This is a genomic window from Candidatus Poribacteria bacterium (genome assembly GCA_021295715.1).
Lineage (GTDB): Bacteria > Poribacteria > WGA-4E > WGA-4E > WGA-3G > WGA-3G.
Genome location: JAGWBV010000031.1, coordinates 1 through 20494 on the forward strand (window position 1 = coordinate 1; position 20494 = coordinate 20494).

Annotated in this window: 14 protein-coding genes; 5 read left to right on the forward strand and 9 right to left on the reverse strand. The window is 48.3% G+C overall.

Annotation, left to right across the window (positions count from 1 at the left end; genetic code table 11):
• Nucleotides 1-2173: hypothetical protein (locus J4G07_09735; GenBank protein MCE2414274.1), on the forward strand; the 2173-nt coding region annotated here is incomplete at its 5' end.
• Between the two features lie 87 nt (nucleotides 2174-2260).
• Here J4G07_09735 and J4G07_09740 read toward each other — a convergent pair.
• The 6 genes from J4G07_09740 to J4G07_09765 all read right to left on the reverse strand — a co-directional run bounded on the left by J4G07_09740 (nucleotide 2261) and on the right by J4G07_09765 (nucleotide 10612).
• Nucleotides 2261-2734: a hypothetical protein gene (locus J4G07_09740; GenBank protein ID MCE2414275.1), complete on the reverse strand. Its 474-nt coding sequence runs from the start codon at nucleotides 2732-2734 to the stop codon at nucleotides 2261-2263.
• The gene (locus J4G07_09745) at nucleotides 2731-5040 is read right to left on the reverse strand and encodes a T9SS type A sorting domain-containing protein (GenBank protein ID MCE2414276.1); all 2310 of its coding nucleotides are present in this window, start codon (nucleotides 5038-5040) and stop codon (nucleotides 2731-2733) included. Before J4G07_09745 ends, J4G07_09740 begins: the two co-directional genes overlap by 4 nt.
• Nucleotides 5041-5142: 102 nt before the next feature.
• Nucleotides 5143-5934, reverse strand: a complete 792-nt coding sequence (locus tag J4G07_09750; protein MCE2414277.1) for a LamG domain-containing protein — start codon at nucleotides 5932-5934, stop codon at nucleotides 5143-5145.
• A gap of 2 nt (nucleotides 5935-5936) precedes the next feature.
• Nucleotides 5937-6329, reverse strand: a complete 393-nt coding sequence (locus J4G07_09755; GenBank protein MCE2414278.1) for a hypothetical protein — start codon at nucleotides 6327-6329, stop codon at nucleotides 5937-5939.
• 478 nt (nucleotides 6330-6807) lie between these two features.
• Nucleotides 6808-7767, reverse strand: a complete 960-nt coding sequence (locus J4G07_09760) for a PD40 domain-containing protein (GenBank protein ID MCE2414279.1) — start codon at nucleotides 7765-7767, stop codon at nucleotides 6808-6810.
• A gap of 25 nt (nucleotides 7768-7792) precedes the next feature.
• Complete coding sequence (locus J4G07_09765; protein MCE2414280.1) at nucleotides 7793-10612, reverse strand: hypothetical protein; 2820 nt, start codon at nucleotides 10610-10612, stop codon at nucleotides 7793-7795.
• A gap of 396 nt (nucleotides 10613-11008) precedes the next feature.
• On the opposite strand from J4G07_09765, the gene J4G07_09770 reads away from it, so the two are divergent.
• Together J4G07_09770 and J4G07_09775 are read left to right on the forward strand one after the other, a co-directional pair.
• Complete coding sequence (locus J4G07_09770) at nucleotides 11009-12046, forward strand: NAD-dependent epimerase/dehydratase family protein (GenBank protein ID MCE2414281.1); 1038 nt, start codon at nucleotides 11009-11011, stop codon at nucleotides 12044-12046.
• A gap of 38 nt (nucleotides 12047-12084) precedes the next feature.
• A complete protein-coding gene (locus tag J4G07_09775; GenBank protein MCE2414282.1) occupies nucleotides 12085-13032 on the forward strand; it encodes a nucleoside hydrolase in 948 nt (315 codons plus the stop codon).
• Nucleotides 13033-13076: 44 nt separating this feature from the next.
• On the opposite strand, the gene J4G07_09780 is transcribed toward J4G07_09775, so the two are convergent.
• Nucleotides 13077-14222: a fatty acid desaturase gene (locus J4G07_09780; protein MCE2414283.1), complete on the reverse strand. Its 1146-nt coding sequence runs from the start codon at nucleotides 14220-14222 to the stop codon at nucleotides 13077-13079.
• A gap of 289 nt (nucleotides 14223-14511) precedes the next feature.
• On the opposite strand from J4G07_09780, the gene J4G07_09785 reads away from it, so the two are divergent.
• Nucleotides 14512-15588 (forward strand): DUF1593 domain-containing protein, encoded by a 1077-nt coding sequence (locus J4G07_09785; protein MCE2414284.1) that lies wholly within the window; start codon nucleotides 14512-14514, stop codon nucleotides 15586-15588.
• A gap of 33 nt (nucleotides 15589-15621) precedes the next feature.
• Nucleotides 15622-18081 carry a DUF5060 domain-containing protein gene (locus J4G07_09790; protein ID MCE2414285.1) on the forward strand — a complete coding sequence of 820 codons (2460 nt, stop codon included), beginning with the start codon at nucleotides 15622-15624 and terminating at the stop codon, nucleotides 18079-18081.
• Here J4G07_09790 and J4G07_09795 read toward each other — a convergent pair.
• Together J4G07_09795 and J4G07_09800 are read right to left on the reverse strand one after the other, a co-directional pair.
• Entirely contained in the window at nucleotides 18069-18974 is a 906-nt protein-coding gene (locus tag J4G07_09795; protein ID MCE2414286.1) for a DNA-processing protein DprA, read from the reverse strand. The genes J4G07_09790 and J4G07_09795 overlap by 13 nt on opposite strands.
• A 132-nt stretch (nucleotides 18975-19106) precedes the next feature.
• Nucleotides 19107-20132, reverse strand: coding sequence for an amidohydrolase family protein (locus tag J4G07_09800; protein MCE2414287.1), 1026 nt, complete (start codon nucleotides 20130-20132; stop codon nucleotides 19107-19109).
• Between the last annotated feature and the right edge of the window lie 362 nt (nucleotides 20133-20494).

Sequence of the window (20494 nt, forward strand, 5' to 3'; positions counted from 1 at the left end):
ATACGGTTTCAGTTGGGAGGATTCGGTAATGACAATCGGGGGGTGTGTCAGTCCTCCAAGACTTGCCTATTCGCTCGGTGTTGAGGCGAGTAGGTTGATCGCCGACAAAACGCCATTTGGAAAGGCGACAGGGATTCTTTTTGACGGAGATGGATTCCCGTTTTTCTTCGGTATCTGGGCAATGAAAATACTCGGATTTGCGTCAGAAGCGGCGGAGATATTCGCGGAAGTCGAGCGACAATTTTGCGAAAACGTCCAAGCAGAGGAACCCATTGACATCGCGAGGGTTTACGAGCAACGCTATCGCAAACCGATCTGGATACTGAAAACGCTACTCGAAAAATATGGTGGCGACCTGTTTGTCCGGTTCGCCGAGGTGTTGTCGGAAAAGCCAAGCGACACAGAAAAGAATATGCCGCACGCAACTTTTTCACCAGTGGATAGACTCATCTATTACCTCAGTCGAGTGGTAGGTGAGGACCTGTTTCCATGGTTTGAAGAGATCGGGACGACCGTCCATCCGCTTCCATTGTTGCCGAATGACAGCGACGAGTTTGTGACGGAAGTCCGTAAGCACCTCAACAGAATGGTTCGTGACACAAACATAGATACAAGCGACAGAATTGATGCAATCGATAGCCTTCTGGAGATCGCTGACGAATCTGAGCATAGCATTTCAGCATTAGTTGCTAAACTGGACACGGGAGATAAATACGAACGACTGATTGCAACGGCAAAACTGATTAGCAACTGCGATGACCGAGGGGGGAAAGCACTTAAAGAACTGACGACTGAAACGGGGGATGATGGATTTATAGCGATGGCGGTGCTGATGTTGGTTCGTAATGGTCGGAGCGGCGAGATCATAGATCGACTCATAGAGATTGCACCACATCAAGATTATAGGTACCAACTTGAAACTGGATACTTGCTTGCCAAAATCGATCATCCAGCCGCCAAAGTGTTCTCTTATGAAGAGCTTAGGGATAAAAATGGCACACCTCTCCTAACGATGGATGTCAAACGCAATGTGGAAACGATGGATGTCAAACGCGATACAAACTTACATCTCCACCCGATTGTCGCAGGCTATCGTGTCGCCATCTGCAATTTACATCTCCATACACATCATTTTCCGCACAATACCCACGCTCCCGGCACGTATATAGGATGGGTGCATACCGCTCCCAAATATCGTCGAAGGGGATTGTCGCGGTGGGTATTCGGGGCATCAATGTCGCATGAACTGGTCCGCCGGTACTCTTGTGTCTCTCTTCACACTGGCACGCGCAACACTGCCCATGGGATGTACAGGAGTTTTGGGTTCGTTGATGGGTTAGTGGGACGGGAATTCACCAAAGCGTTGCGGCACGAACAGACAAAAGTGGTCGAGGGCGCAGTTGTCCGTCCTTACACGCTTGGGGATGAAGTTGAGATGGCAAGGGTTCTCAAGGCATTTTATGCCGACCGGGTGGAACGCAGACCGAGACGCGTCGAAAGACACAGAACGTCGGAAACTCGGTTGATTTATCTCGCCGAGAAAGATGGGGAGCTGCTTGGGTATGTGCAAGCGCAATGCGAGAAGGAAAAGAATGTCTCAATCTCCGAATTCTGTCTTAAACCACAACCTTCCGAAAATTCCACACACCCGGAAGGTTTCCTTGAGGAGGTCGGTGCTGCACTGCTCTGCGCGTTGCATAACGAACTGGTGAAGCGTGAATATAAACGGATTCGCTACTATCCGGAAGCAGAAGGCGACGCGGATCACATCAAAACGCTGTTTCACAACTTTGGGTACACATCGGAAGCAGATTGGGTATGGATGTTCAAGATTATCAATCTGCCGATGCTACTTGGTGAACTTTCACCATTACTTTCAAAACGACTGAACGAGAGCGATGATTACAAGGGTTGGCAAGGAACAATCAGTATCAAAGGATCGGAACATCGGGCAAGTCTTATCATCAAAGACAGTGAAATTCGCGTATCGGCGGAGGTCTCAGCAGATACTGGGCTTTGCCTCTCCACAGACGATGATACGCTCACTCAGTTCATTTTGGGAGCCGTCACACCCTACGAAGCATATCTACAGAACCAATTACACATTGCGCCGACAGTTAACGATTCGGTAATAGGTCTGTTGGGGACGCTTTTCCCTTCACACCGACGATAATAGAATAGTTGTCAGCAGTCAGCAAAGAAGTTAACGACCGATGGTTTCCGATACACTGACAGCCAATTGCTGATAGCCGATAGCCATTTAGAAACCCATCATTGCTCGCACAAACGTTGTAGTACTGGTTGTCCGTTCAAACAAATGGGTGGTTCTCCGGTAACCTGCCAGAATGACGATGTAGAAGCCGAGCCATTTGCCTCTGTTGATGGCTTGGACCCCAAGAATACGGGTTCGCAAGTCAGGGCGGTAGAGGTTTGGAACGTCAGTGTCATCTGAGAAATTTTGTAGATAGTTCTTGAAGTTTTTATCCCGGTTGGAAAACTTCCGATATTGGAATCCCCCAATGATATTTAATCTCGGTGTAAACTGATAATCAAGACGCACACCAAGAATATCCTCTCGGCTTCGACGATTGAATCGCAAATATTCCACCGGTTCAGCATCGGTTGGGAGAAACAGGTCGGGAGGGCGAATGCGCGTATGGCATTCGCCAAGATGTTTTTGGAATTTCCTCGGCACTTCAGTCAAGAAATTTATGATGCTTTCAAATCGCTTCATTTCCGAATAAGCATTTTACGGGTTGTTGAATAGTCGCCAGCATGAATCGTGTAGAGATAGACGCCGCTGCTCACAGGTTCTCCCACTTGATTACGTCCATCCCAATAGATTGCTTGTGCCTGTGAAGAATAGTCGCCTGCAGGCACCGTCCCCAGAGGTAAGCGACGCACCAATTGACCTGCGGAATTATGAATATAGATCGTGACGCGGCTTTCATTTGCGAGTTGAAAGGGGATCCAGGTTTCTGGATTGAAGGGGTTGGGAAAGTTTTGTAGAAGTTGATTCCGTTTCACTGCTCCCAACGTCACAATTCGCTTGCCGTGTGGTGTAACAACAGTCTTTGAAGGTAGGAGTGCCTTTGCATCCCAAATCTGGATTTGTCCTGTATCGGCATACGAAAGGAGTATAGAGCCATCTCGACTGATGGCAAGCGGATCTGGAATAGGTGAGTGCTCAATCGGTGTTTCTGTTTTCCAATCCCAGATTTGGAGGTTGCGATCTTGACTGGCGAAAAGATAACGCCCTTCTGGGGTAAAGTGCGCTGGAAATCCTGCCGCCACTGTTTTTAGAAGTTGGGGACCGTCCGGCAGAAGTCTCCATATTTGCGTCTCTTGGGTTCTCGGAACTGCCAGCAGAAGCGAATCATCGGTATCAGATCCAAAAGCGAGTCTTGACTGGCTGGAGAGTTCTGGCACCTGCCATGCGTATTGGAAAACGAAGGTGTCTCCCTCACGTTTCCACAACAGCACCCAATCCTGGTTGTCATCTGTGCGAGTGGAAGCTGCTAAATATTCGTCGTTTTCACTGAAAGTGAACAGTGAACTGATATCAATATCGGGGTCGCCTTTTGTGGTGGGTCTCTGAGGTTTTTCTGGTTTTTCGAGATCGAAGAGGAAAATTGACTTGAATCCCCGCGCGGCGACCCATCTTCCTGTTGAACTGAAAGCGATATCAGAATACCCAGAACTATACGAAAATTGGGTCTCAACTTTGCCGGTCTGGAGGTTGCGGACCTCAATCCACGGATCGCGACCGATAGCGAGTTTCTGTCCGTCGGGAGATATTGCGGATTCTCGGAAAAGACCTCGTTCGGCAGAAACAAGTAATTGCATCTGTTGTGAAGGGATATCCCATGTCTTAATAAAGTATGGAGTGACCGAAACAAAAGTCTGACCGTTAGCACTCAACGCATCATTCCAGCTATGGACGAAATCAGCCCAGACGTTCAATGGTTGCTTGCTTTCGATACTCCACAACACAACAGCATCCCAGTAGTGCAGAAGCATAGTTTTCCCTTCTGGTGAAAGTGCTGCTGCCTTCAAGAAGTAAAAATCGTCGCCGAACGCATCAAGTTGTTTTCCAGACGCAACATCCCAGACGCGGACTTGGTCATCCCAGCCTTGCCAAGGTTCGCCGCCAGACCGGTTCAATGTACCCGTCTGAACCGCAACGTACAGGTGTCGACTGTTTGGACTAAACACCACATCAGAAATTCTGCTGATACCACTTTCTTCTTGCCATAAGAGCTGCTGCGTGTCTATATCCCAAACGTAAACATCATTCCAGTCTTTTTCATACGTTGCGAGGAGTGTTCCATCGGGACTAATAACCGCATCCTCGACCCAGTTCCCGGTGTGTCCTTCAAAATGCCCTTCCAAGCGGCGCGTTGTGACGTTCCACAATTCGAGGTCTGGACGCGCTGAGGCGACGATGAGATAGCGACCATCTGGTGTAAATACTGAAGCCTGATCTCGTGGAAAGAATGAGCAAGTTCTGCCGCCGCTGCTGAAATGGCATTGCTCCCATGGACGGCGTTGACCGATCATTTTTCCTCTAAATGCTCCGATTTCCCAGTTCCATAGATGAATTTCGTCGTTGAAAGAGACGGCAAACAGTGACCCTATTGGACTGAATGTAGCAACCTCTATCCGGGCAGGAATCTCCCATTCGGATACCTGCTCACGGACGATGGTATCCCAAATGTTTAGGGTCGTTATCTTTGAATCAGGGGAAAAATTCAGGATCGCCAGATGTTCGGCTGTTGGACTGAACACGACATCGCTAACATAAGCTCGCTCGCCGAATTCGTCAATGATGGCTCCGGTATCTGCATCGATTATCTGAATGTGTGATAGGACGGCGCGCAAGATGTTTCCATGGGGGAGAAAAGCGTGATGTTCTGGAAAGGGTTGCCCAATTGTGCCGATAGGTTCGATCGCAAGCACAACGTGGGGCGTACAGATAATGCTAATCAGGGCAATATAGACTTGCAAACTTCTTCTTACGAGGGTGATGCGCGTTTTCATGAGAAACCTCCAAGTCCTTGGGTGATGGTGTGAATAGATGAGGGAAATTCATAAAAAATACACGATGGTTCAGATGGCGATTTAGGCTCGTCTTAGAACGGTTTACCGCTTGAGATGTCCCCATGTGGTTACGAGTTTTTTCTCTGCGTCAACGGTTAACCCATCGATAACCCCGCTTCTCCAGAGATGATGTCCATTCCCAGATGCATCTTTGAAACGGCTTAATTGCGGCGGTTCATCGAAGTGCCAGAGGGAAATCGTATGTTTATCGACCTCGAACTTCCCTTTCGGTACCTCCCATTTCGGTCCAACATATCGCACGACATTGGAAATTCGCACCTCATCGATATACCCACGTAGTTTCACATTATCACCGATGAAATGACTCCGATTTTTATTTTGGGGTATGATGCCGCCAATGCGAAGCGGCTTATTTGACTTGATGAGATGACCTCTCGGACAGCACCAATTGCCACCCTCACCGTTAAGCCCCATTCCTGCGGATGCATCGTAAATCGCTGTGACGTGCATCCATTCCTTTACAGGTAAATCGAAGCCTCCGGTTGTCAATGACCCCGCTGCGCCCTCGGCATATCCCCATGCGCCCAATGAAGCATTAGCACCGTGAATAACCAAATTGAATCGTCCTTCCTGACCAATGATTGACCAGAAGGTTTCACGGACCGGTAGCTCTTCAAAATAGATCCATGCTTCGGCGGTCAATCCCTCAAACTGTTCATCGGGAAACCACGCCTCGATAGTAGCGACAAAATCGTGTGTTTCATCCAATCTCAGTATGCCACCGCCTGCAGGTGACGGGGGTGGCAATGCTTTGGCACTTAATGGAATGAATGCCAGCGCAAAGAGATATGTAAGGATGTGTCGGTATATCATTTTTAATCTCCTTTATCCGCAACCGTATAGAATTGAACCTTTTCAATGCGACCGGCTCCCGTCATTGCGTGTTTTATAATTTTGACAGCATTAGTCCTGGCGATAAGTGGAATTTCATAGGGGAACTGAATTCCGCCCGGTACTTTCTTAGCGGGTGCCCATCGATTTCTCTTATCACGCACGTGAATTTTGATGTTCCGGATTTTGCCAGAGCCAAGAAGCACAATTTTCCGAATGTTTGCTCTTTCTGGAAGCGAATAAATTTCTCCGTGGAAAGTTGCCTTTTCTTTTACATCGCGATCGATGAGAATATACGTCTGCTCCGTTAGCAGTGCCGCACAGCCAATTTGTGACAAACAAGCAAGTATAAAGAGTAAGCATCTCCATCTGTTCATGATTGTTCTCCTTACACACGGTTTTCGGATTGATAGGTGGAGCGATGCAGCAATTGAGATATGGGAAAACCTATTGCATCGCTCCGTATTTTCCAAGGAGGTAGGCTCTCCCGATTGGTTCACAGTATTAAAAGCATGAGCAATTTTCATGCCAAAGGCAATTCAGGTGAGAAATCGGTTTAAAGGCAGTTTTCTCGCCACGCTACCAGAAAGAATATATTTAAGTGTTCAATTTATGGACAGTTTTGTTCAAAACTGAGGAAGGTACTGCGGTGGGAAACCCAGTTAACATTCTGGGTTTTATAAGGCTATTCGTAATAGGACTTACACATTTCCTCAAAGTCCCCCTGATAAGAGCGGATATAGGGGTTGAGGATTGAGAGAGAAAAATAAAACGAAACACTCTCACCGTAAGGAATTTACAGCAAAGTATTTCGTTTCTCTGTTCAACCGCACAAACTGCGGCATTCTTTAGATTCTATTGCACGAAATGGGGCGTATTTCGCTTAAGCATGCCCCAGAGCACCATCTGTGTATTCTCGCTTGGTGAAACACCAAACGCCGATGGCACCCATGCGGGGGAAAATTCCAGTCCCGGATCTTCTGTCAGTTTTCGGAGTCCACCACCTGCTGCACGAATGAGATAGATGTCTTTATTTCCGTCTTGAACGGATACATAGGCGACCCACTGACCGTCAGGCGATCCAGCGGGTTCTTCGCAAATTTGTCCGGCATCCGTCAATTTCTTCGGATTTTCTCCATCAACATCCACGGCAAACAGTGTCGGAACTTTTACGCCGCCCAGCTTCTCGCTGGAAAAATAAATTTGTTTTCCGTTGGAAGCCCAAGTGGGACTTGTTGCTGAAACTTGTGTGAGTGCTCTTTGTTTGCCACCATCAGTGCTCATGACATGGATGCCGCCGATGCCGTCCTGCGTGGAACGAAACGCGATCCATTCGCCATCCGGGGACCATGCAGGCGTTGAATTGTGTCCGCCCTTGTTTGTGAGTCTCTGAACTTTCTTGCCGTTCACGTCCATTATGTAGATGTCAGTGTCCGCGGCATGGTCGCGCGCTTGGTTGGATGCGAAGGCGATCCATTTGCCATCCGGTGACCATGCCGGATTGATATCGGTAGCGCGATGGTTTGTCAGCCGCCGAGGTTCCTTCGTATTTATATCCATCACGTAAATTTCTGGATTCCCATCCCTGTCTGAAACGTAGGCAAAAGCGCGACCGTCTGGAGACCACGTCGGCGAGAAGTCATCTGACGGGTGATTGGTTAAGTTGGCGAGATTCTTACCGTTTATATCCATCATATAGATGTCAAGGTTTCCTGTCCTACCAGAGGTGAAAGAAACCCTACTGCTACCCCAAACGTTCATTATCAACAGACTGCTCTCAAACAGTAAAACTGACAAAATTAATATTCGTCTCATCAATAAGACTTCTCCTGAATCGAATCTAAGATTGTATCCCTAATTTTCGTTTGAGAATAGTGCCGTGCGCACCGAGCACAACTATCCCAAGCCCTTTAACGTAGTCAACATGGTACAAATCTTCCTCTGTGCCGGATTCCTCAATTTCCCATGTTGCGCCGCGGTCTCTGGTATGCAGGATGAGTCCACCTTCTCCGACAATCCAGCCTTCCATTTCGTTGATGAAAGAGACATCGTAGAGATGCGTACTTACTCCGACATCGACTGCTGACCACGCCAAACCTCCATCTGATGTGCGTAGGACAATACCGTCTCTTCCGACAGTCCATCCCTTGAGACGGTTCAGGAAAGACACACCATACAGATCATAGCCTGTGTTGGTTGTCTGAAGATGCCATGTATCTCCTTGGTCGTTCGTCCAGAGAATCTTTCCCCACGACCCGACAGCCCAACCGTAGTGTTCCCCTACCATCTGGATGTCACGGTAGGATGCCGAGGTTTCGTTTTCCTGATGTCTCCAGAGTGTGTTACCGTCCTTGTTGTGCAGGATAACACCTTCTTTACCGGCAGCCCACCCTTCACCGAAGCCTTGGAAGTGCGCAGCATAAAGTTCACACACTTCTTCTATGGATTGACTGTTTTGGTCGTAGCCACTCATTACTGGTTTCGTGGTTTCGTTCAAGATCTGCCATGTCATACTGCCATCGGTCGTGGATAGGAAACTTGCATCTTGGGTAAGCACCCAACCGATTTCTGAGGAAACAAAGTGAACGGCAATTAAAGGTGTATCTACAGGAGATTTAACGCTCTTCCACGTGTTACCACCATCTAAGGTCTGAAGCATCGTAGTGGAATTACCGACAGCCCATCCTTCAATGGCATTAATGAAGGAAATATCCGCTGATTTTATGCCGGAATCCACACCCATTATTCGGAAGGGTCCGTCGTTGCGTAAGATATTCCATCCAGCATCTATCCTCGGTAGTTCGGTATTGATCTCCTCAAAGGATCGCTTGCGTGGTGTATATTTTGATATTGAGGGAATCGTATACGCGACAGCGATGCCGTCTTCGCCAACAGCAAATATCTTATCCTCCGTGATACTGATGTCGCTAAGATTCTTGTCCGTTCCACTGTCTTCACGTGTCCACGTCTTACCACTATCTTGTGTGAGCAGGAGCGTCCCTTTGTCACCGACTGCTATTCCTACAGTCGGAGAGGCGAAAAAGATTTTGTTAAGATTTTCCTGCGTGCGAGTATACTGTGATTTCCATGTTTTCCCGCCATCGGCGGTATGAAGGATGAGTCCATATTGTCCTGAGACCCAACCCGCATTCGCGTTCACAAAGTAAACCGAGTAGAGTTCGTTAAATGTCCCACTCTCCTGAGGTTCCCATGTTTTCCCGCCATCGATGGTGTGGAGGATTTTGCCGGGCCAACCGATCGTCCATCCTTCATTCGGTGAGATGAAGCAGAGACCTTTTAAGAGTTCAAAGATATAACCGCGCTGCTCAATCCAGTTTTCGCCGCCGTTATTGGTGTAGAAGATACCCCCCATATCCCCAACAGCCCAACCACGTTCACGATTTAAGAATTGGACATCGTGCAGACCGATCCAGTCGTATCCTTTTTGCACTTCCCATGTTTCTCCATCTTTAGTGTGCAGAATATAGCCGGAATCGCCGATTGCCCACGCCTGTTCTTCGTCCACAGCGGTCACTTTATTTAAGCCAACAGAGAGTCCAGTTTCCTGCCGTTCCCAAGAGCGTCCTTCGTTCTCGGTCCGGAAGATTGCGCCACGACGACCGACAGCCCAGCCGCGTCCGTCATCTGCCATCTCCACGCCTGCTAAGGGTTCCGCACTGCTTTCCGCGTCGATTATCCACGTCTCTCCACCATCGGTAGAATGCAGCATCGTTCCGTAGCTGCCGACTGCCCAGATATGTGTAGCGTCAGGCGAATGCACAGCTAATAGATCACTGTGTGTGCCTGTTTTGTGTACCGTCCATGTCTGTCCACTATCTTGTGTGTGCAGCACTTCACCAGCTTGCGCTGCCAACCATCCTCTTTTAGCGTCTGTAAAGCAGAGATCATAGATTGCGTGCGTCTCCTCAATGTCAGGTTCTCCGCGGATCCACGTTTTCCCGCCGTCTCTTGTTGAGAGAACAGTAGACCCAATTCCGACCGCCCAACCATTCTGTTGGTTGCGATCAAAGTGTATGTTGAGTAAACTATGCTCAGGGGCTACCGTTTCATTATCCCATGTTTTCCCGCCATCCGTCGTGTGCAGTGTGGTGCCGAGTTGTGCGATCAACCAACCTTCGTTTTCACTAACGAAGTGGACACCAAGAAGTGCTTCCCCCACACCGCTGGAACGGAACTTCCAAGTTTTTCCACCGTTTGCAGTATAGTAGAGTGCGCCGCCTTCTCCAGTTATCCATCCTCGCAACCCATCCAAAAAGTGAAGGCTGATGAGACTCCCGTCTGTTATAACCTTCTGCCGCCAGTGTATGCCTCCGTCTTGTGTCTGTAATAAAATTCCATCGTTGCCGACGATCCAGCCCCGTTTGTTATCTATGAACTGCATTTTATTCAGACGCGCTTCGGTACCACTGTTCTGTGCCTCCCAATTTTTGCCACCATCTGTTGTGTAGAGGATTGTCCCTTTCTCTCCGATGACCCAGCCGTGCTTTGCGTCGAAAAAGAAGACATCCCTGAATTCTATTTCCCAGTCAGCTTTTCTAACGATTTCCGCTTTAACAGGCGCGCGCTGTTGTAAGAGTGATTTCACGCCACATCCACTGAGTAGTACAAGAAACAATATGGCTATTGTAATAATACGCATGGGCTTCTCCTGTTTCGCATTTGTAATATATCCCAATTAACGTGAATTAACTCAGGCATTTCATGTGTGTCATAAGCCGCATTGCCACGCAGTACACAAGTACCGAAAGCATAGATGTATTGTATCACAAATTATAGTTTGGTGCTATGCTACTCTCACAAACTCACTGTTTTGAAGCGTTCCAGTATTTTGAAGGAGAGACTCGCGCTTCGACTCGAACGGATCAGTGGTACACCCAACGATGTCGTTGCTGCAATGATATACATGTGTCCTCCTATCTTTGTATATGTTTTTTGCCCATACGTGCAAAAATGGAAGTTCTTGACATCCATTGATTTTCCAAGTATACTTGGCGGTGAGAGAGAATATCATTTTTTACACGGATTGGAGGTATGCATGCGGGTTTTGATTATTGGTGGCACGGGTCTGATTAGCACGGCGATTACTCGCGCTCTTGTTGCGCGTGGGGACGATGTGACGCTCTACAACCGTGGACAGACTGAGGCAGATATTCCAGAAGGATATAACACTCTTACTGGCAATCGGAAAGACTACGCCGCGTTTGAAGCACAGATGGCAGAAGTCGGGAATTTCGATGCTGTCATTGACATGATCGGTTTCGTTCCTGCTGATATTGAGAGTGCGATACGTGCGTTTCGCGGCAATATCGGACAATTCATTTTCTGTAGCACCGTCGATGTTTATACGAAACCGGCGCGATGCTATCCTATTCGCGAGGACGCAGCACGGGAACCGATGCCATCTTTTCCATACGCCTACAACAAGGCAAAGTGTGAGCGACTTTTGGAGGAAGCACACGAGCGTAACGATTTTCCAGTCACGATTATCCGTCCGGCACACACTTACGGTGAGGGACGAGGACTGATTCATTCACTCGGTCTCGGCGGTGTGTACTACTTCCATCGTATCCGTACTGGAAAGCCGATTATCACACACGGTGACGGTTCCTCTCTCTGGGCGGCGTGTCATCGGGACGATGTAGGACAGGCATTCGCCGAAGTGGTCGGTAACGAAAAGACGTTTGGCAAAGGGTATCACACGGCGAGCGAAGAACCCATGACTTGGAATCAGTACCATCAAACGGTTGCACAAGCGATGAACGCACCTGACCCCGAATTGGTGCACATTCCAACCGATCTGCTATTTGAGATTGCTCCAAAAGCAGCCGAATGGTGTAGGGAGAATTTCCAATACAATAACATCTTTGATAACGCCGCTGCAAAATCAGACCTAAATTTCCGTTATACAATCCCTTTTGTCGAAGGTGTGCGTCGGATCGTTGATTGGCTTGATGCTCGCGGACGCATTCACGATAGAGATGAACCCGATATTTACAGCGAAATTATTGAGAGATGGCGGTATCTCAGTGTGAAAGAAACTTTTTTCGCCGAGACTAACGAGGCAAGAACGTAAAGACAGGACGCAGTCCTACTTTATTTTAGGGGAGACACGTGAAAGTTTTGTATCTTGTGACAATGTTGACTTTTTTTATGGTGACAATGACACCATCCAACTTGCTGGCAGAAGGGACTGAGGAAATGCATCCAAAGAAGGTGATATTTGAGACAGATATGTGCACTGACGTAGATGATGTCGGCGCACTTGCTGTCCTACACGCGCTTGCAGATGAAGGAGAGGTTGAAATCCTCGGCATCAGTTACAACGAAGCACACCCGAGCGGTGCTGGCACTATCTGTGCGATAAATACATGGTACAACCGAGGCGAGATTCCCATAGGTATCTATAAAGGCGACCTCGCCGATCCCGATGAATCGAGTTATCTGGAGAGTATCGCGGCTAATTTCGCGCACGATCTCCCGACCTCCCCAACGCCGAGTTCCTTGGAACTCTATCAACAGGTGCTGAGTGAACAACCGGATAACTCCGTGACAATCATCAGCGTCGGGTTCCTCAACAATCTCTACGATCTCCTGAAAGCGAATCCCGACCTCGTTGCTCAAAAGGTTACCGAACTTGTAGTGATGGCACTGGTCGTTGACGATCCTTACAACACAGTTCGTCACGGTCTGATTGATACATCGGAGTATGTTATCGACAATTGGCCGACACCCCTTGTTATCAGTCAGCATGGAGAGTCTGTATATACTGGCGCGAGACTTGGAGAGACACCTGCTGAAAATCCGGTGCGGGAAGCGTATTATCGAAGGTTCAATGGACAATACAAGGGACGTTCGAGTTGGGACCAGATCGCCGTTCTATATGGTGTGCGCGGTCTCAGTGACTATTTCACTGAAATCACGGATGGCAAAGGCAGGTTATCGAATGGGTATGAATGGGAGATGAAACAGGGATTTCGGTCTTATCTGGAAGTTCGGGTATCAGATAGCGAGTTCGTCCGTATTATTGAAGATCTGATGATTAAATCACCGAAAAGATAACACTCTCCGATTTTTTTACTGAACTCACGTTTTTATAGACGCGCTTATTTCAACCCTTTAGGGGCTAATTCCCCAATGGAACTTTCCAGAATATCGGGTGCCTCGGTGGGTATATTTTTAGCGGTTGGCGGAAGCGGGGTATCAAAAAAGTAGTCAGGATCAGTTTTTTGTCGTTGCCAAGTTTGGCGCATTTCTCGCCAAGCCCCTAAAAGCGTCCGCGGTTCGGGCATATCTTCGGCAATGAGATGATGCAATTTTTTCAAATTGTAGCAGGGGACCCCTGCAAACATGTGATGCTCAGTGTGCCAATTCATACGCCAATACAAAAACTCTGCCAATGGGTTGAGCATGATTGACCGTGTGCATTTGCGGAAGTCAGGATCATTCTCTTTTAAACCACAATGTTGGGTCAGAGAAACGGCGTAGGATCCCCAGTTTGCAATAAATGCACTAACAGTGATCATGAGCGGGAAAACCCAATAGCCAGTGACGAGCGAAACGACAAGCAGCGTGCCGTGAAAAAGGAGTAGAATCCGAGACCACCCCATCGAATTTTTATGTTCTTCGGGTTGGTCGACATGTAATGATGCCAACCACTCCTGACTCGGAATTTCTGGCGGTCCCTCTTTGCCAAAGGCACTACGGATGGTGCAGATAACTGCAGCAATAAGACCGCCTTTGCTAAAGGTGCGACCGGGTTGCGTGAGCAAATTTACAGTAAACAGTTGAAGAGCGAATAGGGAACCCAATTTGGGTTCAAGTGGGAGCAGGTTTTCGCGATCGCCTTCGGGATACAAGGTGTAGCGATGATGATAGGTATGGCTACTGGCGTAGTCAAAATGATCCCACCAACTGATGAGACTAAAGAGGTACAGAAAAAATTTGTTCAGCCACTTGGTCCGAAATACGGTGCCGTGTCCCAACTCATGATTGGCTGTCCCTTTGAAAAAACTGGCGACTGTGCCATGCAAAAATAAGGCAATGAAAAAGCCGAGCCACATCGCCTGTGACCAAAAGAGATAGACCACACTACCCGTCAATAACCAGAGGGCAAGATGCCCGCCTGCCTGAAACCAGCCTTGCGCGTCGCTTCGTTTCGATAGATTTCGCAAGGTTGTGCGGTCTATTTTGCTTCGGTACCATTTTACAGAGAGTGTCTTTCGTACTTCAGAAAGGGATTGATATGTCATTTGAATACCCTCTCAAATCTGATTTTATGTGGGAGGTGATTTAAACATCAAAACCAAAGCCACAGAACCTAAAAAATCTTTGACGTTATCAAGCAAATTTTTAGTGAAGCGTAAGCGCAATTTTCCTGTCCATGCATATTCACGTAGGTCATACAATAACACAAACGTCCTGCATTGTCAAGCATGCCGACAATAGACGGGTTCAGAGAAGTGATTGAAGCGATTAGCAAAATCCACTATGTGCCTCTAAAAGAGCACTTCTCAAACATCGCATTAAGGAGATCAACCGATGTTGAGAGAAATGAAGAATTTCAAACTCTATTTCACAGTAATAATCCTGCTACTGTTTACTGCCATCCCTTTCGCACAGGAGACGAATGTGGAACGAAAAAAAAGTGAGAACCACTCAACGAATAGACTGCGTGTCATCATGACCTCGGATTTTCCACCGATTGGTGTCGTCAAGGGTGGCAACGTACCTAACGATCAAAAGAGCGACCCGGATGATATGCAGTCGATAGTCCGTTTCCTGCTGTATGCCAATGAGTTTGACATCGAAGCACTGATCGCTTCATCTGGCACCTTTGCCAACATAGCCAAGAAACAACGCCTACTGGATGTGATTGACCGCTATGAAATGGTATATGAGAACCTGAAAAAACATGATCCGTTGTATCCGACTCCGGACGTTCTGCGTTCGGTTACTTTTCAGGGGCGTAGCGGCACCTGGGGCAAAAAGGGCACTGTCAATATTGGCGAAGGCAAAGACAGTGAGGCTTCGGAAGCAATCATCAGCATCGTGGATAAGCCCGATCCTCGTCCGATCTATATTGGCATCTGGGGCGATTGCAGCGTTGTAGCGCAAGCGGTGTGGAAGGTCCAGAATACGCGCAGTGCTGCCGATCTGGAGGCGTTTTTAAGCAAATTGCGTATCCATCAAATTGCGACCCAAGACGGCACGATTGGTTGGTTACGCGATAATTTTCCAAAGTTGTTCATCATTCACTCGCAAAAGACTTACCAAGGCATGTTCGGCGGACGTGATCCGATTTCAGACCTCGCCTGGGTCAATGAGCACATTCGCAATAACCACGGACCGCTCTGCGATGTGTATCCGCATGAAGGGATGGGATGCACTGGAGTCTGTGAAGGGGATTCGCCTTCATTTCTGTGGCTGGTGAGTGCCAATCGCGGGTTGAACGATCCCGATGACCCCACCCAAGAAAGTTGGGGCGGACAATTCAAACGAGTCAAGAACACCAATCACTATGTCGATGGACCCGGTGGGTCGAGTATCTCCAAGTGGCGTTCCCACTATCAGGCGGAGTTCAAGGAACGGGCAGACTGGTGTATAAGTCCTCCATAGCCACACCAAAGTTTTCATGTATGGAGATTTTTAATGATAAGAAAAATTTTGACAATAGTGGTTTTTGTGGTTGCGTTTTCGCTCGTAAATACACACTTTTTAACAACAAGTTTTGGAAACCCGCAAGATGCACCAAAATCGGAGGTGAATATGGTTGAACGCTGGGGAATGTATGAAGTCACTTTGAATGGACCGGACACAGGAAATCCGTTCACTGAGGTTGAATTAACAGCAGAATTTAAACGGAGTAATACAAACGGAGAGCAGACGCTTGAGCCTCAGGGTTTCTACGACGGAGACGGTGTTTACAAAATCCGGTTTATGCCCGACGAAGTCGGTGAATGGACGTACACGACAAATAGTAACATCCCTGAACTTAACGGTAAGACAGGGCAGTTTACGTGCGTTGCACCGTCCGATGGAAATCACGGACCTGTCCGCGTCTATAAAGAGTTGTATCTCCGCTATGCCGATGATACGCCCTACCATCAATTCGGAACGACGTGTTATGCTTGGGCACATCAAGGGGAAGCGATGGAAAAACAGACGCTCGAAACCCTTGCTGATGCGCCCTTTAACAAGATGCGGATGTGCATTTTTCCAAAAGATTACTCTTACAACAAAAACGAACCCGTCTATTATCCGTATGAGGGGAAACCTCTGAAGGATTGGGATTTCACCAGATTCAATCCCGAATTCTGGCGGCATTTCGAGCAGCGGGTGCAAGACCTCTTGGACCTCGGTATTGAGGCGGACATTATCCTATTTCATACCTATGACCGATGGGACTTTGAGAATATGGATGCCGAAAATGATGATCGCTATATCCGTTACGCCGTTGCGCGACTGGCGGCGTTCCGAAACGTCTGGTGGTCCCTCGCAAATGAATACGACTTTATGCCCGCGAAAGAGGAATCCGATTGGGATCGGTTCTTCCAGATTATTCGCGATTATGATCCGTATCAGCGACTCCGTGGAATTCACAACGGCAGACGTTGGTATGATCACAATAAGCCGTGGGTGACACATACCAGCATCCAAACGTCCAACATGGCACAGGGCATCCGCTATCGCACGCAATACGGAAAACCCGTTATCTATGATGAGTGTCGTTATGAAGGCGATATTCCGCAAGGATGGGGAAATATCACAGCCGAAGAGATGGTGCAACGCTTTTGGGCAGGAACGGTCTCTGGATGCTATGTCGGACACGGAGAGACATACAAACACCCCGAAGACCTACTTTGGTGGGCGAAAGGTGGCGTGCTACGCGGTGAGAGTCCACCACGAATCGCGTTCCTCAAAGATTTCATGACAAACGCGCCAGCCTTTGATACGCTCGAACCGATTGGTGATGACAGAGGACGCTACATCCTCGCGAAACATGGAGAATACTATCTTACCTACACAGACGAGCCGCAAACGATAACACTGGATTTGAAAGGCGAACGCCCCTATAAAGTTGATCGTGTGGATACGTGGGATATGAAGATTGTCCCTGTTGGCACAGCACACCCCGGAGAATATACATTCGCTTCGCCGCAAAACGGTGTCGCGTATCGTTTTACGCCGTATTCATCGGGTGAGAAACTCCGTCCAGAGGCGAAAGCGTCCGCCGATGTCCTTCAAGGCAGTGCCCCACTCACAGTGAACTTCTCAGCAGCAGGCAACTTGGCACACCACTGGAGTTTTGGAGACGGTGCGACAAGCACTGAGTCGAATCCGACGCACGTCTACGAAAACCTCGGCGGGTACGTCGCAACACTCACGGTGATGGACCCGGAGGGTGACACGTCAACGACATCCCTCGCAATCCATGTCTCACCTGCGGCACCGGCTGACATCGGGACACATACAGAATTCCCCGGTTCGCGCGATGGGCTTGTTTTCCTCTGGCACGGCGCGCTTGAGGATAGTGGAGAGATTGAATCCAGCGGCGATGCGAAAATCAGTGCCGACGGACAGATGGACCTGACTGGTGGTTCATTCCTCACCCAAGATGTGAATGACACACTTCTGGAAGCATGTCAGGCAAGCAACCAATTGACGCTTGAGTGTCTCGTTACGACGGACAACCTGGACCAGGACGGTCCGGCACGGATTATTTCGTTCTCGAACGATTCAACCCATCGTAACTTCACCTTAGGGCAGAATGGAAACCGTTTCGCGATGAGAATCCGTACACCGCGAACAGGGACGAACGGCATGGGCGGCGAGTTCTCTTTCGGTGAGGTTGAGGTAGGAAAACCGATACACGTTATCGTCAGTTATTTTGACCGGAATGTCTACTGCTACATCAATAGTGAACTTGTCCATGTTAGCAACGGAATCCAAGGGGATTTCAGCAATTGGGAACTCTATCCGCTGCTTTTTGGTGATGAAGCAAGTGGTGGTCGAAACTGGGAAGGTAAGCTGAGCCGCATTGCGATTTACAGCCGATTCGTCGGTGTAGAAGAGGCAGCACACAAGTTTAAACTGATTCAAGGTGAATGAAGATGTTTTGTAATCACCTCTGCCCCATTAACCGGATCGAGGCTATAACCGCCCAACGCAATTAGTGTCTCATTACCTTTTGGCGGGTTATCAAAGCAGTTTGGGTTAACAACAAAAAGTGGTAGATTCAGATCGAGTGCTGCTTTTGCAGTAATAAATGTCCCACTCATTTTGCCTTGCGTATCCCGCTCAGGTCCCGATTCAATAACGACAACCGCCTTAGAGAGGGCACACAGAAGTTGATTTCGCTCTATCGAATTCCACGCGCTCCGCGTGGTATCTGGGTCATATTGTGAAACCGCAAGCACATCTCGATCCCAATTGAATTTCTTAAAGGCACTTTTTTGACGCAGTTGCTTGATGCCATCAGATAGAACGACTGTTGTTGTTCCGTCCGCTTCTAACGCACCGAAGTGGGCATCTGCGTCAACACCTTCGGCATATCCAGAGACGATATTTATTCCCTTCCCTACAAGGTCAGTCGCCAGATTTCTCGTAATACGAACCCCTTTATCCGATACATTCCGCGCCCCAACAATCGTGACGCTATCTGACCTGAGGCGTTTTTTCTGTCCTTTGACAAACAGGATTGGTGAAATGTCAAGGAGCTGCGGCGGGAAATCAGAGTGCCCCGGATAGATAATATCAATGTTTTGTCTTTTGAGTTGTTCGTATTCTGCGGATATCTTTTTTCTATCTTCTTCCCACATTTTTCCTTTAAGGATTTCCGCTAATTTGGGAAATTGGACCGAGAGGCCGCTCTGGTTGAGTGGCAGCATTTCTGGGTTTAGGTTTTCTGCTTCCAATATTTTAGCAACAGACACCAGAAGTGTGGGACCTATACCTCGCGTCTTAAAGAGTCGGAACCAGAAATAATCTCTGGTACTGCTCATTTCTCTGTCCTTGTTTGGATTCGTTTTGGTGACTTTTGTCTCTACGTCCGTGACAATACCCGCTAACTCCTAAAGTAGTATGGCAATGCTCTGTTCTTCTTGAAAGAGGTCACCAAAGAGTTCGGGAGAAAATTAGACATCTATCCGGTATACACGAGCGGCGGTGTCGTGGAATAGGTCGGCGCGTTCATCGTCCGAATAGCCAGATGACAACCGTTTGAACGCATTATACATCACGTTGTAGGAGAACGAGACCTTATCAACCGGGAAGTTGCTTTCAAACATACACCGTTCTGGACCGAACTGCTCGATACAGTAATTCATGAAGGGTGCCATAGACTCGGCTAACTCCTCAGAACCGATCGGTTCTTCCCGTTCATGCCAATCAAAGCCGGTGCGCGGCATCCCAATACCGCCGAGTTTCATGTGAACGTTCGGACAAGCCGCTATCGCGGCGATACCATCCCGCCAAGTTGCTAATACTTCATCATCTCTACCACCATAGGGACCGACCCGCAGCAAACCACCGATATGGTTCGAGATAATTGTCAAGTCCGGCACTGCTCTCGCGAAATCAGCGAGTTCAGGGAGTTGCGGGAAATACATCCACCCCTCGAAAGACATACCCATGCCCGCCAGCACTCGCGCTCCCGCACGGAAGTCGTCACGTGCCAACTGTCCCTCTGTTCTGTATGTAGAAGTCCCATCTATCTCCGGATGGGGATCCCAAGTGACAGAATGACGGATACCTCGAAACCGATTCGGACTTGCCGCTTGTAAGGCTTCTAATACCGGTTCGACGCGTTCACCTAAGTTCAGGTTCGCGTGCCCAACGATTGCAGCGGCGGCACGACTCTCGCCATATAAACCGCTCGCGCTCGCAGCTGCGAGTCCCTGCACAAATTCGACTTCACCGACAGGACGCATCTCCTCCGGTCCATCGGCTCGGTACATCGCCCTCGCCTCAACAAACACAGTAGAACGCACATTGTGTCCACTGTCGATGTCGGCGATCAATTCGTGGAGTAGATACCGTTGATAAGGGATACGCTCGGTTCGGAAATCCCAAAAATGGTGGTGCGGGTCACAGATCGGCAGTTCCGGTTCCAAGGTCGATTCTTCGGTTAAAGCGAGCCAGTCGTTGTCTCCAAATGGCATTATGAATACCTCCATCTCTATCGTCAATTCAAATTTCTCGGTATGTCTCTTGGAGTTCACTGTAGGACATCAAGGGATTTTTGTCAAACACTTTTTAATGGGGATACACCCCAAAATTGTTTAGAGACGACATCACATTTGTGAACTTTTTTTAAGGGATGCACTGATAATATGCGTCACATAGTTATAGATACCTATGTAGTGTTTTATGAGAGATCAGTGACGAGCGTAAACCGATCTCCGAATCATGATTTTGAAAATGAATGTGCGCGACCGTAATCGCGCTTTTCTTGCTTATGCAGTGCTTTAATGGCATAATATGGTATAATCAATAAAGAAATAGACATCTCAATTTCCATGTC

Coding starts and splice junctions, on each gene's coding strand:
- J4G07_09740 (MCE2414275.1), bottom strand. CDS start 2,734: ATGAAGCGATTTGAAAGCATCATAAATTTCTTGACTGAAGTGCCGAGG.
- J4G07_09745 (MCE2414276.1), bottom strand. CDS start 5,040: ATGAAAACGCGCATCACCCTCGTAAGAAGAAGTTTGCAAGTCTATATT.
- J4G07_09750 (MCE2414277.1), bottom strand. CDS start 5,934: ATGATATACCGACACATCCTTACATATCTCTTTGCGCTGGCATTCATT.
- J4G07_09755 (MCE2414278.1), bottom strand. CDS start 6,329: ATGAACAGATGGAGATGCTTACTCTTTATACTTGCTTGTTTGTCACAA.
- J4G07_09760 (MCE2414279.1), bottom strand. CDS start 7,767: ATGAGACGAATATTAATTTTGTCAGTTTTACTGTTTGAGAGCAGTCTG.
- J4G07_09765 (MCE2414280.1), bottom strand. CDS start 10,612: ATGCGTATTATTACAATAGCCATATTGTTTCTTGTACTACTCAGTGGA.
- J4G07_09770 (MCE2414281.1), top strand. CDS start 11,009: ATGCGGGTTTTGATTATTGGTGGCACGGGTCTGATTAGCACGGCGATT.
- J4G07_09780 (MCE2414283.1), bottom strand. CDS start 14,222: ATGACATATCAATCCCTTTCTGAAGTACGAAAGACACTCTCTGTAAAA.
- J4G07_09785 (MCE2414284.1), top strand. CDS start 14,512: ATGTTGAGAGAAATGAAGAATTTCAAACTCTATTTCACAGTAATAATC.
- J4G07_09790 (MCE2414285.1), top strand. CDS start 15,622: ATGATAAGAAAAATTTTGACAATAGTGGTTTTTGTGGTTGCGTTTTCG.
- J4G07_09795 (MCE2414286.1), bottom strand. CDS start 18,974: ATGAGCAGTACCAGAGATTATTTCTGGTTCCGACTCTTTAAGACGCGA.
- J4G07_09800 (MCE2414287.1), bottom strand. CDS start 20,132: ATGCCATTTGGAGACAACGACTGGCTCGCTTTAACCGAAGAATCGACC.